This is a genomic window from Lentzea aerocolonigenes, from assembly GCF_000955955.1.
GTDB classification, from domain to species: Bacteria; Actinomycetota; Actinomycetes; order Mycobacteriales; family Pseudonocardiaceae; genus Lentzea; species Lentzea aerocolonigenes_A.
The window spans coordinates 1-13506 of record NZ_JYJG01000365.1; the positions used below are offsets into that span (position 1 = coordinate 1).

Sequence of the window (13506 nt, forward strand, 5' to 3'; positions counted from 1 at the left end):
GGTTCTTGCTGACCCAACAAAGCACTACTAGTGGCGCGTCTCGGCACGTTGGCGAGGTAATCCACGCTCAGCAGGGCACCTCGCGGCAGTCTGACCGCGCATTCCCCCGGCAACGTTCCAAGCCACACCACTAGGTTCGGCACCGTGAAAACGATCCGCGCCACCCTGCTGGCCGTCGCTCTCATCACCGCGACCGCCGCACCGGCCCATGCCGTGACGGACTACGACCTGGCGTTCCACTGGGCGCCCGTCCACTACCAGGACACCGACTCCTCCGACTACGACGCCGACTACCTGTCCACTGTGGACTTCGACGGCGACTGGAACACCCTGAACAACTGGGAGAACCAGACCCAGCTCAGCAAGCTCACCGGTGCCTCCTACTACTCGGTGGTGGAGACGTCGACGCACTGGTTCCTCACCTACAGCTTCTTCCACCCGCGCGACTGGGACGACCAGCCCGACCCGTTCGGCACCACCACCCACGAGAACGACATGGAGGGCGTGCTGCTGACCGTCCGCAAGGACAGCGGGTTCGGCAAGCTCGAAGCCGCGGTCACGGTGGCGCACAGCGACTTCTACTCCTACGTGCCGGCCGGGTCGACGTTCCAGAACGGTGCCGAGACCATCGACGGCACGCTGCTCCTGCAGAACGGCCGCCCCACGACCCGCCAGGAAGCCAAGGGCCACGGCCTCTACCGCTGGGACGGCAACAACTTCCCCGGTGGCGACGGCGTCGTCTACCACCCCGCTGCCACCGGCGAAGTCCCGTCGGGCGGCAACGACCGGAACGTCGGCTACCGCCTGGTGGACACGTTCGCGGCGAACGGAATGTGGGCCCGCCGCAACAACTCCGAGACGTACGCGTCGTTCGGCACCTTCCGCGGCGACAACGGCAAGGACAACGCCGCGAACACGGCTTGGGGCTGGGACGACCACAACGACGGGGCGATCTACAAGGGCTTCATGGCGACCGACCCGGCGATGCTGGTCGACAAGTACTTCTCCAACAAGGGCAGCTTCAGCCTGACCTACACGCGCAACGCCTTCCGCTGAAACGCCGCGAGCGCCTCGTCGATCGCGGGGTTGTTCCAGCGCTGGAGGTTGACGGCGAGCGACACCTGTCGCTTGCCGTCCGCGCTGTGGAACGACCACGTGCCCGCGCCCCACACCGACCCGTCGTGACCCCAGAACTCGCCGTGCCGGTGCAGCCCCAGCCCGTACTGGACCGTCGAGCCGTCGAAAGCCACCACCGGGCCCGTCTTCTGCATCTCCCGCAACGACTCCCGCGACACGATCTTGCCGTCGAGCAGCTGCGCGAAGAACGTGTTGAGGTCCTCCACCGTCGAGATCAACGACGCCGACACCCCGACCCAGGACATGTCGTAGACGCTGTAGTCGCGCGGCGGGTCGAGCAGCCCGAACAGTGCCTCGTACATCGGCACGTGCGGCCCCTCGATCCGCGACCCGGTCGGGAACATCGTGTTGCGCAACCCGGCCGCTTCGATGACGTTGCGCGTGATCCACCGCTCGGCCGTCGTGGACGTGACCCGCTCGATCAGCCGTCCCAGCAGCAGATACCCCGTGTTGGAGTACACGCCAGGCTCCACCCTCGGCGCATCGACCCCGAGCTTGATCAGTTCACGCGGGTAGAAGTGCCGGAACTGGTTGTCGTCAAGGCTTTGCGCCGACCCCTCCAGCAGCGACGGGAACGCGAGGAACCGGTAGTCCGCGAGCCCGCTGGTCATGTTCAGCAGCATCCGGACCGTGGCGTCACCGTGCACCGGCGTGTCCAGCCCGATCTTCCCCCGCTCCACCAGCAACATCACCGCCGCGGCCGTGAAAGTCTTGGTGACACTGCCGATCCGGTGCCGCACACCCGGCGACGCGTCCCCCGCGGCACCCTGCCACACCCCGCGCTCATCGCGTACTTCCGCCCACACACCAGGAACTCCGGCCTGGTGGATCGCCTCCAGCTCGGCTCTCATGTCAGGGCCCTCCTCAGCACGTCACCGATCTCCATGAACTGGCGCTGCGACACATCGGCCGAGAGGAGCGCCTGCGACCCGTGGAACGTGCCGGGCCACTGGTGCAACTCGACCTGGACGTCCGACTGCATGAGCCGGACCGCGTAAGCGATGTCCTCGTCGCGGTTCGGGCAGAACTCGGCCGTCGCGATGTAGGCGGGCGGCAGATCCGACAGGTCCTCGGCACGCGCGGGTGCCGCGTAGGCCGTCGCGGGCTGCCCACCCAGGTAGTGCGCCCACGCCTGCCCGGCCTTGGCGCGGTTGTACCAGGGCGTCTCGGTGAAGTGCCGCGCCGACCACGTGGTCAGCCGGTCGTCGAGGCCCGGCTGGTGCAGCAGCTGGAACCGGATCGGCGGCCCCTGCTCGTCACGTGACTTCAACGCCAGCGCCGCCGCCAGCCCACCTCCCGCGCTGTGCCCGGCGACCGCGAGCAGGTCCGGGTCATCGCAGTTCTCGTGCGCCCACCGCAACACCGTCCAGGAGTCGTCCAGCGCGGCCGGGAACGGGTTCTCCGGCGACAACCGGTATCCCACCGAGATCACCGTCGCCTGGGAACGAGCAGCCACCCTGGAGGCCCACGGGTGCTCGGTCACGACGTCGCCGATGCACCAACCGCCACCATGCATCCAGACCACCGTGCCGTGCGCCTCGTGCGGCCGGTAGATCCTGATCGGCACGTCGGGGTCGCCAGGCACGACGAGGTCCTCGAACTCCACGTCCTCGGCCGGGATGCCCGCGGCCAGTTCGGCGAGGAACTGGCGCTCCTTCTCGACGTCGGTCAGGTCGGCTTTCGGGAAGAACGGGACGAACGCTTCCAACTCGGGATCCATGCCGTTGATCCTCGCGAGATCTCGACCGGTCTTCAGCCGACGCGCGTCGCGCAATCCGGTCCGGTCGCGCGCCGATCGTCGCTATCGTCGTCGGCATGGAGGCGTTGGCGACCCGGCTGTCGAACCTCGACTCGCACGTCGAGGGCGCGATCCGCGTCGTGATGTTCTACGACACCCTGATGCGCCGCCGGGTCGATCTCCCGGCGCTGGCACGGGCTTCGGCCGGCCTCGCGGAGTGCGTCGTGGGCATCCGCCTGCACAGCACCGGCAAGGTGATCCGGATGTCGCCCGCCGGCACCCCCGCGCCCGAGCCCGCGACCACGCCCTCGTCGACCGCCGCGATCACGCTGGACGAAGAGGAGATCGGCCTCGTCTGGCTGGAACGCCCCGGCCCGCCGCAGCCACCCGGCGCGCCGCCACACCGCCCAGCCCCGCCGCACCACCTCGACGAGGTCCTGCTCGACCGCCTCGCCATCGCCACCGCTGCCGTCGTCGAGCGTTACGGGCCCGCCCGCACCACCATGGCCGACCCCGCCCTGGTCGAGCTCGTCATCAGCTCCGACAGCGACGAAGCGGGCCGCGCCAGAGCCTTGCGCCTGCTGGGTTTTGCACCTGACCAGCCCGTCCAGGTCGCCGCGGTCCGCTCCCCCCTCGCCCTGGACCGCCTGGCCGCCCTCGTCTGCCCCTCCCGCCCGGTCAAGGCGGCCGAGATCGCCGGCGTCGGCGCCATCCTGGCCACCAGGCTCGGCGACTTCCCCGACGACGTCCGCGCCGGTACCGGCACACCCGGCTGCCCCGCCCGGTCGTGGGTCGAAGCCCAGACCGCGCTCCGCTTCACCACCGCGCGCAGGCTGGTCGTCCACTACCCGGATCTGGGTGCGCTGGCACTGCTCGCCCACCTGCCCGAAGCCGTCCTGCGCGCGAACGCCGACGTCGCGGCCCTCTCCGAACTGCCGGCAGAAGACCTCGAAACGTTGGACGCCTACTGCACCACCGGGTCACTCCGCCGTGCCGCCGACCTCCTCCACCTGCACCACAGCAGCGTGTCCCGCCGCCTGGAGCAGATCGGCAAGATCCTCGACGTGTCAGACGTCGGACGGATCCGCCTGGCGCTGGCCGCGCACCGACTGTTGTGAGCTGGACCGCAAACGTTTACAGTCTTTTCTGAAACGCCGCCGCTCAACGTTGCCTTCACTGTGGAAGAGGACGTCGAATGGACGGCAGGATCAACCGCCGACTGCTGATGAAAGCCTCCGTCGTGGCCGCCATCGCCACGCCGGTGCTGGCCAGGACCGCGCTCGCGGTCCCGCTCTCGGCAGCGGTCCCCGAACTGCCCTGGCCCGCGGCCAACGAGATCGTGCGGAACACGAAGCTCCCGTCGTTCCCCGACAAGAACTTCGACGCGACCGCGTACGGCGCCAAGGGCGACAACAAGACCGACAACACCGAAGCCTTCAAGAAGGCCATCGCCGCCTGCAACGCGGCCGGCGGCGGCCACGTGATCGTCCCCAAGGGCACCTACGTCACGGGCGCGATCCACCTGCTGAGCAACGTCGACTTCCATTTGGAAGACGGGGTGCTCATCAAGTTCTCCGGTGACGCCTCGAAGTTCCCGACGGTGCTGACGCGCTACGAGGGCATCGAGTGCATGAACCGCTCCCCCATGGTCTACGCCTACAAGCAGACCAACATCGCTCTGACGGGTCGCGGCACCCTCGACTCCGGTGCCACCGGTTCCTGGAACAAGGGCAGCGACCGCGCGTACCTGGAGTCGTTGGTGGCCAAGGGAACTCCGCCCGAGAAGCGCGTGGTTCCCGGCTCTGGCAAGAACATGCGCTCGACGTTCATCGAGCCGTACTCGTGCGACACCGTGCTGATCCAGGGCGTCACGCTGAAGAACCCCAAGTTCTGGCAGATCCACCCCACGCTCTGCAAGAACGTCACGGTCGACGACGTGCACACCGACCCGTCGACGGCCTCCAGCAACACCGACGCGTGCGACCCGGAGTCGTGCGACCACATCGTGATCGCCAACAGCGACCTCGGCGCCCACGACGACAACGTGGCCATCAAGTCGGGCCGCGACGAGGACGGCCGCCGCGTCAACGTGCCGTGCCAGAACCTCGTCGTCGTCAACTGCCGCATGAACGGCAACTGGGGCGCCATCACGTGCGGCTCCGAGCAGACCGGCGGCATCCGCAACGTCTACGGCTACAAGCTGAACTGCGTCGGTGCCACCAAGTTCGCGCTGTACGTCAAGTCGAACACCAAGCGCGGCGGCTTCTCCCAGAACATCAACCTGGACAGCGTGTCCGGCGTGTTCGAGCGCTCGTTCGTCTACGTGACCACGACCTACAACTCGCAGACGGGCGGCAACGTGCCGAAGTTCGGCCCGTTCTACGTCTCGAACTGCAGCAGCACCAAGGCTTCCAAGGTGCTCGACGTGTCCGGCCTCTCTCAGGAACACGTGAAGGGGTTGGAGCTGAAGGACTCCAAGTTCACCGTCAGCTCCACCACCAACACCGTCAAGAACGTCGACGGCCTGAAGTTCACCAACGTCACGGCGAACGGCAAGCCGATGACGAAGTGAGTCAGGCGGCCCGCGGGTAGAGACGGGCCATCCCGGGCGGCGCGGCGAAGGGTGCCCACGTGCCCTCCGCCTGCGCCAGCCGGTCTGCCACCACCCACAGGACGGTGGAGTTGAACCCGTATCCCAGGTGCGAGGACGACACCTGGACGTTCTCCTTGCGCGGCCCCGGTTCCTCGACGCACGACTCCCACGAGACGATCCCGTCCGTCTTGGAGTAGATCGACGTGGCGGGCACCGGGATCGGCGGCCTGGTCGACTCCAGCGGCGGGAACTCGTCCTTCGGGATGTGCAGCCGCGAGAACAACGCGAACGCCGGCATCGCGCGTGACTGCACGGGATCCGACATGTTGTACGGCGAACCCATCGTGATCACCTGGCGCACGCGGTGCGGGTGGTCGCGCGCCATCTCGCGGGCGAAGATCCCGCCGAGCGACCAGCCCACGATGGAAACCGGGCCGCCGTGTGCGTCGGAAACCTTCTTCACCAACGCGTGCATGCCGTCGACGGCCTTGCGCGTCGGACCGATGTTGCGCCCCAGGCCCCACGGGTTGACCTGGTAGCCCAAACCGGACAGAAAGCGGCGCAGCATCACCGTGGACGAGTCAGCGGCTCCGAGGCCGGGAAACACCAGAACGGGGTGACCGTCACCCGCCGGCGCACCGCGCAGCATCGACCGGGTGGCGACGAACTCGCCGACGTCCAGGGCGCAGCGGGTGGGCTCGGTGAGGTACCAGAACAGTCCCGGCGCGCTTCCTCTGACGAGGTGAAGGGGAGAACCAGGAGCAGCAAAGTCGAAGACTTCGTCTGAAGGTACGGCAGACATAGGAGCCTCCCCACACGTCGACAACCCCGAGCCGGCGCCCTGGGCGGCGTTGCCCAGTGAGTCCATGATGTTTCGTGAACGATCTTTTCGCCAGTACTTTCGAGTCTCGATTCGCCACGTCCAGGTAACACGTTGGCAACCTCACACGTGTGCAGTGCCTCTCACCTGCATGGACGTCGATTCAGAAGGAAAGCTGCTCTACCATTTTTCAAGTGGATCGGATGAGCTCACTGGACGCAGGCTTCTACTTCATCGAGGACGAGAACGTGCCCATGCACGTCGGTTCCGTCCTGGTTTTCGACGGCCCGGCGCCGTCATACGGCGACGTGATCCGCCTCTTCGTGTCGCGGCTCGACCAGGTGCCGCGCTATCGGCAGAAGGTGAAGGCCCTGCCGTTCCACGTCGGCCGTCCGGTCTGGGTCGACGACGACCACTTCAACATCCTCTACCACGTGCGGCACACCGCGGTGCCGTCGCCGGGCGGCGAGGACCAGCTGCGCAACCTCGCGGGCCGGCTCTTCGCGCAGAAGCTCGACGACAAGAAGCCGCTGTGGGAGGCCTGGCTCGTCGAGGGACTCGAAGGCGGCCGCTGGGCCATCATCTCCAAGGTCCACCACTGCATGATCGACGGAGTGTCCGGAACGGACATGCTGCAGCTGCTGCTGGACTTCAAGCAGGAGACCGCGCTGCCCGAGCCGAAGGAGTGGAAGCCCACCCCGACGCCGTCCACGCTCGACCTCGTGGTCGACGGGGTGCGCGACGCCGTCGTGACGCCCGTGCAGCACCTCTCCGCGTTGCCCGCCATCGCGCGGAACATGCGGTCGCTCAACGAGATCCTCGACTTCGGCAAGACCGTTCTCGGTTCTCTTCCCGGTACCGCGCGGCGCCTGGTCACGCGTGCGGCCACCTCTTTGAACGGTCCTATCGGGCCACACCGCCGCTGGGTCTGGGCGCGGGCGAACCTCGCCGAGATCAAGAAGGTGCGGTCTGCCGCCGGTGGCACGGTCAACGACGTCATCCTCACCGCGATCACGCGTGGTTTCCGGGATCTGCTGGAGAAGCGCGGCGAGCTGACCGAGGGCATGGTCGTGCGGACCATGGTGCCGGTGTCGATGCGCAAGTCCGACCAGCACAACGAGCTGAACAACCGCGTCAGCGCTGTTCTGGTGAACCTGCCCGTGGGTGAGGCGGACCCGGTGAAGCGGCTCGCGTCGATCCGCTCGCAGATGGACGACCTCAAGAGCTCGCGTCAGGCCGCCGGTGCGGACGTGATCACGAACCTGTCGAACTTCGCCGCGCCGACGTTGATGGCGCTGGGTTCCCGCACGGCGATGCGGTTCCCGCAGCAGATCCTGCAGACGGTCACCACGAACGTGCCCGGCCCGCGGATCCCGCTCTACATGCTCGGCCGCCCGCTGGTGGAGATGTTCCCGTACGTGCCGGTCGCGTCGACGATCCGGATCACCGTCGGCATCTTCTCCTACCTGGACAAGTTCACGTTCGGCATCAACGCGGACTTCGACGGGGTGCCGGACGTGCAGCTGCTCGCCGACGGCATCCGCGCCGGGTTCGACGAGATGGTCGCTTTGGCCGCCGAGGCCGAGGAGAAGGCCGAGGCCAAGGCCGCTGCTGCGAAGGCCGCGGTGCAGGCTGCGTCGAAGCCCGCTCCCAAGCCACGTACGGTGAAGGCTCCTGCCAAGGCGACGACCAATGGTGTGAAGCCGGAGACCAAGGCCTGAGACACGATGTGACGGTTCAGGCGGGTGCGCACGACCTGCACCTGACCGTAGTAGAACTCGACGCACGGCTGGGCGCCCTCGGACTGGCGCTCGGCCAGGTCGACGACGTCCGCATCGAGCTGGAGAACGTGCGGTGGTCGCGCTGGCGTGCTCGCCGCGCGACCGTCGTGTGCCGCGACGTCCACGTGAACCCGCCGGCGACGCTGGTGTCGTCGCCGGTCGAGTTCCGCGTCGAAGTGAATATTTCGGACATTCCGGAGTTACAACCGGTCAGTTGGTTCCCGTTGACCGTCCGGTTGGTCGGTTCCGACCTGCACGTCAAGCTGCACAAGTGGCTGCCGGCGCGCGTGTTCGCCGTGCCGGACCTGCCACGCGGCATCCAGCTGACCGGCGTGGAGCAGCATTCTGATCATTTCGTGCTGACCGGAGCCGCCCCTGTGCTGCGGGAGCGGCTCACGCTCGGTCAGCTCGCTTCGGTGATCAAGCGGTTGGCGTCCATCCAGGCCAGGACCCGCTCGGACACGACCTCGGGAATCTCCATCTGGGGCACGTGACCGACGCCCGCGTACTCGTCGTAGCGCCAGTGCGGATGCTTCCTGGCCACGTAACGAGCGGCGGCCACGTTGACCAGCCGGTCCCGGTCGCCGCTCATCAGGAACACCGGCACCCGCAACTTCTTCATCGCCGCGTAGTAGGCGCCGCGCTTCGACGTCGTGAACACGGTGCTGCGCGCGGCCGCGAGGAACGCCGTGTCCAGCCCCTCGACCTTGGCCCGTTCGCCGATGAGGTGCTCGCTCGCCTGCTTGAGCTCCTCGGGGATGCCCGACGGGTCAGCGCAGACCAGCTCCAGCAGCCGTTCGACCTGCCGGCGCGCCGGGACGGTCTTGGCCTTGGCCAGGAACCGCTCGCCGAGGCCCGGCACCGAGTACATGAAGAACGTGCTCAGCATCGTCGGGTCCGGCCGCGTCCCGAACACCATCGGCAGCGCGGGGTCCACCAGCACCAGGCCCCTGACCAGCTCGGGGTGGTAAGCCGTGTGGAACAGGGAGATCATCCCGCCCATCGAGTTGCCGACCAGGACGACCGGCTCCTGGACGATCTCCTCGATGAACCGGCCGAGCAGCCCCGCGTTGGCCTGGACCGTGGTCTTGCGGCCCTCGGGGTTCGTCAGCCCGTGCCCGGCCAGGTCGACGGCCACGACCCGCGCCTTCTGGGCGAGCAACGGCGCCAGCAACGCCCAGTTCAGGTGCGAGCCGCCGAGCCCGTGCACGAGCACCATCTTCGGCCCGTCGTCCGGTCCGCCGAAGTCGACCCAGTGCACGGGCCCGTCGAGGTCCGCGTAGTGGCTGGTGCCGCCGAAGTTCGCCACAGTCGTCATACCAACCAGTATGTCGCTTAGACCAACCGGTTGGTAGCGGCCGTTAGCGGCCTCACTTCCACGGCGTCGCGGGCTGGCACTGGTCCGTCGGCTGCTGCCGGACGCTGCCGACGAGCTCGCCGGTCTGCGGGTTCTGGTAGCACGTTTGCCACGACGTGTCGCTGCTGCCGAGCAGGTTCCCCGCCGCGTCGTAGACCCGGACGACGGGTGACGGGCCGTTCTCCGGGAAACGCCACGTCGACGGGTAGTAGATCCGCGCGGCATAGGTGCCGTTGACGACCTTGGCGTCAACAACCAAGTTGTCGGCGCTGAGCGTCACCCGCGCGACCCTCTCGCTGACGCGCCCGCCGACCTGGTGGAAGCCGCGCTTCCCCGCCTCGCCGCGCTGGACACCCGGAGCGTCGCCGCCCGCGGCGGAGCTCATCTCGTCGACCGAGAAGTGCCCCGCCAGCCACCTCGTGTCGCCCCTCATCGCGAAAACGCTGTATCCATCGCGTCCCTCACCGATGTGGCAGCTCAATGCGTCGCCGTCGGTGTAGAGCAACGCCCACCGGGGCTCGTCGAGCACCAGCTGGCGCAGCGTCGCCGTGGCGACCCCACCCGCCTTCGCGCACCCTTCCGTGATCGCCGCGACGGTCTCCGGCGGCACCCCGAAGTCGACCGGGGCGGAGGTCGGAGCCGGCGATGTGATCTGGACGAGAGGCGTCGGGTCGGAAGGTGCCGGCCGCAGCAACACCACGCCCGCCGCCACGCTGAACACCGCGGCCGCGGCGGCGAGGATCGGCACGGTGAGCCGGGAGCGCCCGCGCCCGCCGGCCGCACGTTCGAGCTCCGCGCGGATCTGCGTGTGGCGGCCCGGCGGCAGGTCGCGAGTGGGCGGAAGCATGCTGGTCATCGGTCCTCCCCGGTGTGCACGAGCTCCCGGTGCTGCTGGAGCTTGGACTTGGCCTTGCTGACCCGCGCCCGCACGCTGCCCTCGGTGATGCCGAGCACCGCGGCGGCGTCCGCGTACGACACCTCGGCCCACACGCACAGCGCGAGCGCCTCACGTTCGTTGCGCGGCAGCCCTTCCACAGCTGCGTGCAGTTCCTTCATCCGCCGCTGGTCGTCGAGCCGCTCCGCCACGAGGTCCGCGTGGTCGGGCATCGGCCGCTCCTCCCCCACCCGCCGCAGGTTCTTGATCCGCCTGCTCAAGGAACGCTGCTCGTTGCGCACCACGTTCGTCGCCACCGTGAGCAGCCACGGCAACGCCGACTCGCGCTCCAGCCGCACGTCACCCCGCCTGCGCCAGGCCGTGAGAAAGGTGGCCTGCAGGTGGTCCTCGGCCTCGGCCCAGGACGCGGTCAGCCGGAAGCAGTGGTTGTAGACCGCCTTCGCGTGCCGGTCGAACAGCACTCCGAAGGCGTGGGCACTACCCCCAGCGGCCTGCGACCACAGCGCGCGGTCGTCTTCGGTCGTCATACCTGTTCGTGTCCGCCCGCCTCGCCGATGTTGGCACCAGTTTCACGCACCCCGCGCACGCCCCCAGCAACCCGGCACAACCCACGAAGCCACCTGACACAGGCTGCCACCAGGTTTCACGCACCCCAGCACACAACCCCGCAGGCCACCCGGTCCCGGCCAGCACCAGGTGTCACACACCCACGCACCATCCAGTCCGCCGGCTGACACCAGATCTTCGTGCGCCACTCAGCAGGCCGGCTAGCCCGCGGCTGGCACCAGTTTCACGCACCTCCCCCTAACGTCTCGAAACGTGGCACATCTGGGGGTCGCCGACCTGAAGGACATCGCGCAGGCGGCATACGGGCGGGAGCTGCGCGACGTGACCCGCCTGCACGGCGGGAGCAAGAAGGGCGTCTACCGGCTGACGCTCGACGACGGCACGACGGGCATCGCCTATGTGTGGCGTGCGTCCGAGGACTATTGGCCGACGCACGAGCACGACCCGTTGTTCGGCAACGCAAGCGGACGCGACCTGTTCCTCACAGCGCACACCGCGCTGTCCGAGGCCGGCGCGTGCGTGCCGCGCCTCGTCTTGGTCGACCGCGACACGATCGTCGTCGAGGACCTGGGCGGCGAGTTCCTGGAGAAGCTTCTCGACCACGACACTGAGGCGCTTGAACGGTTGTGGGATGACCTTCAAGCCGTGCATCAGCGCACGAGCCCGCGCTACGGCCGCCCGAGTGCGCTCCAGCCGGAGGACGCGCCGCCCGTGCCGGATGTCGTGCTGGAGCGAGCGCTCAAACACCTGGCGGAGTGTTGCGAGCGGGTGCCGCGCATCGCCGCCGAGCGCGAACGGCTCGAAACCCAGCTGCGGCAACGGCATGCGACGATCGAGCCACGGCCGGAATACGGGCTGATCCACGGCGAGCTCGGCCCCGACCACGTTCTCGTGGCCGACGGCAGACCTGTGCTGATCGACATCGAGGGCGTGATGTTCTTCGACGTCGAGTGGGAGCACGTGTTCCTGGAGCTGCGGTTCGGCCGGCACTACCGACCGGTGAAAGGCCTGGACCCACAGCGCATGAGCCTCTATCGACTGGCCCAGTACCTGTCCCTTGTGGAGGGTCCGCTGAGGCTCCTGGACGGCGATTTCCCGCACCGCGCCGCGATGCGGGAAATCGCCGAGCAGAACATCGAACGCGCCCTGACCGCCTAGATCTCCAGGTAGTCGAGGTTGGGTCCGCCGTTCGCCGTGGTGGCAACAGCCCGGACCGTGTTCTCCCCCGCCGCCAGATCGAGAGTCACCGTCACCGACTGCCAGGTCGTCCACGCGCCGGTGCCCGCGAACGCCTGCTCGTCCACCGCCAGCTGGCCGTTGACCGAGATGTCGAGCGGCCGGTTCGCCGTGGTGCCGTTGGCGAACCGCAGCGTCACAGTGCGCGGACCCGCCGCATCGGCCATGACCTTGAACTCCACCGCGGAACCGGAAACGTTGTCGTAGTTGACGAAGCCGGTGCCGGAGAAGCCCTCGTGGTTCGACTCCACGACGCCCTGGGTGACGACGCCGTTCTCGGCCTCGTACCGCGTCTCGGGCGTGGGCTCGCCTCCGCCACCACCGGCATACGAAGACCCGAGCCAGGCCTCGTCGATCCGCAGCTGCGCCTTGCCCTGCGTCGAGGTCTTCTCGACCCGGATGTGCCGCGCGGTGGTCCCAGCAGGCAGGTCGATGAACTGCACACCGCGGTGGTTCGGCAACGAGCCGGACTTCACGTTGGTCCAATTGGAACCGTCGTTGGACGTGTAGACGTTGTAGTTCTTGATGCGCGCGGATCCCGAGGCCGGGTAGGTCGTCGAGTCCTCGCGCTGGTTCAGGGCGACGTACGAGACCTTGCGAGCCGAGCCGAGGTCGAAGCGCAGCGACACCGTGCCCGCACTCGTTGCGTCCCAGTAGGTCTGGTAGTTGCCGTCCGCCGCGGCCGAAGCCGGGTGGCCGGAACCGGAAGCCGACGCGCTCATCGTGTAGGACGACGGAGGAATGATCCCCTCACGCCCGGCCGTCTCGACCTTGAACACCGTGTCGTACTGGTCCCAGGACGACACACCGGAAAGCGTCAGCGTGCCACCGGACTGCGAGAACGACACCACCGCGCCGGTCCGCAGGTTCGTGACGCGCGAGACCTTGTAACCGTTGTCCCGCACCTTCAGCGTGGACCCGGACGGCTTGGTGATCACGTGGATGTAGTTGAGGTTCGGGTTGGCCTTGGACACGGTCGTCACACCGTGCGCGCCGTCGTTCCAGAACCCGGGCTTCAGGCCGCCGTTCAGGTACCCGCCACCGGCGGTGCCGCCGATCGACTCCCAGATCTCGCGCAGGTACGAATCGGTGAAGTTGTTGAACGTGGCCTGGTTCGAGGGGAACTTGCCGTTGACCATCGCGGTCTCGGCCATCAACGCCTTGACGTCAGACCCCGCGTTCGTGATCAACCGGCCCAGAGTCAGCTTGTAGTCGACAGTGGAGTTCGACCCCGAATACCACCACGCACCACCGGAAGGCAGCTTGAAGCACGCCTCGATCAGCCGCGGCGCCGCCGTGTAGACCGCCTGCGGGTAGTCGTAGGAAGGCGTCATGCCGGTCTTCTGCTCGTTGCTGATCGTGTCCATGATCGGCGTGTCCTC

At 67.9% G+C, this 13506-nt stretch carries 13 protein-coding genes; 6 read left to right on the plus strand and 7 right to left on the minus strand.

The annotated features are described in order from the left end of the window. Positions 1-144: 144 nt before the first annotated feature. The gene (locus UK23_RS38410; protein ID WP_045316700.1) at positions 145-1056 is read left to right on the plus strand and encodes a hypothetical protein; all 912 of its coding nucleotides are present in this window, start codon (positions 145-147) and stop codon (positions 1054-1056) included. On the opposite strand, the gene UK23_RS38415 is transcribed toward UK23_RS38410, so the two are convergent. After that, complete coding sequence (locus tag UK23_RS38415; RefSeq protein WP_045316701.1) at positions 1032-1988, minus strand: serine hydrolase domain-containing protein; 957 nt, start codon at positions 1986-1988, stop codon at positions 1032-1034. The genes UK23_RS38410 and UK23_RS38415 overlap by 25 nt on opposite strands. Next, complete coding sequence (locus tag UK23_RS38420) at positions 1985-2857, minus strand: alpha/beta hydrolase (protein WP_045316708.1); 873 nt, start codon at positions 2855-2857, stop codon at positions 1985-1987. Before UK23_RS38420 ends, UK23_RS38415 begins: the two co-directional genes overlap by 4 nt. Positions 2858-2952: 95 nt before the next feature. Here UK23_RS38420 and UK23_RS54690 point away from each other — a divergent pair, with 95 nt between their 5' ends. Both UK23_RS54690 and UK23_RS38430 read left to right on the plus strand, forming a co-directional pair. Further along, entirely contained in the window at positions 2953-3993 is a 1041-nt protein-coding gene (locus UK23_RS54690; protein ID WP_045316702.1) for a helix-turn-helix domain-containing protein, read from the plus strand. A gap of 77 nt (positions 3994-4070) precedes the next feature. After that, positions 4071-5447: a glycoside hydrolase family 28 protein gene (locus UK23_RS38430; protein ID WP_045316703.1), complete on the plus strand. Its 1377-nt coding sequence runs from the start codon at positions 4071-4073 to the stop codon at positions 5445-5447. A 1-nt stretch (position 5448) separates the two neighbouring features. Here UK23_RS38430 and UK23_RS38435 read toward each other — a convergent pair whose 3' ends face one another. Further along, the gene (locus tag UK23_RS38435; protein WP_052685420.1) at positions 5449-6270 is read right to left on the minus strand and encodes an esterase/lipase family protein; all 822 of its coding nucleotides are present in this window, start codon (positions 6268-6270) and stop codon (positions 5449-5451) included. 221 nt (positions 6271-6491) lie between these two features. Between UK23_RS38435 and UK23_RS38440 the strand changes: the two genes are divergently transcribed. Further along, complete coding sequence (locus tag UK23_RS38440; protein WP_231114867.1) at positions 6492-8009, plus strand: WS/DGAT/MGAT family O-acyltransferase; 1518 nt, start codon at positions 6492-6494, stop codon at positions 8007-8009. An 8-nt stretch (positions 8010-8017) separates the two neighbouring features. After that, a complete protein-coding gene (locus tag UK23_RS38445) occupies positions 8018-8563 on the plus strand; it encodes a hypothetical protein (protein ID WP_045316704.1) in 546 nt (181 codons plus the stop codon). Here UK23_RS38445 and UK23_RS38450 read toward each other — a convergent pair. The 3 genes from UK23_RS38450 to UK23_RS38460 are packed head-to-tail and all read right to left on the minus strand — an operon-like array spanning position 8473 to position 10848. Continuing rightward, a complete protein-coding gene (locus UK23_RS38450) occupies positions 8473-9387 on the minus strand; it encodes an alpha/beta fold hydrolase (RefSeq protein ID WP_045316705.1) in 915 nt (304 codons plus the stop codon). The two genes, UK23_RS38445 and UK23_RS38450, sit on opposite strands and share 91 nt — an antisense overlap. Positions 9388-9439: 52 nt before the next feature. Beyond that, a complete protein-coding gene (locus tag UK23_RS38455; RefSeq protein WP_045316706.1) occupies positions 9440-10282 on the minus strand; it encodes a hypothetical protein in 843 nt (280 codons plus the stop codon). Next, the gene (locus UK23_RS38460; protein WP_045316707.1) at positions 10279-10848 is read right to left on the minus strand and encodes an RNA polymerase sigma factor; all 570 of its coding nucleotides are present in this window, start codon (positions 10846-10848) and stop codon (positions 10279-10281) included. The genes UK23_RS38455 and UK23_RS38460 overlap by 4 nt, the downstream gene beginning before the upstream one ends. Positions 10849-11140: 292 nt before the next feature. On the opposite strand from UK23_RS38460, the gene UK23_RS38465 reads away from it, so the two are divergent. Further along, positions 11141-12046, plus strand: coding sequence for a phosphotransferase (locus UK23_RS38465; RefSeq protein ID WP_196778075.1), 906 nt, complete (start codon positions 11141-11143; stop codon positions 12044-12046). On the opposite strand, the gene UK23_RS38470 is transcribed toward UK23_RS38465, so the two are convergent. After that, the coding region (locus UK23_RS38470) for a discoidin domain-containing protein (protein WP_156213696.1) at positions 12043-13506 on the minus strand (1464 nt) is incomplete at its 5' end. The two genes, UK23_RS38465 and UK23_RS38470, sit on opposite strands and share 4 nt — an antisense overlap.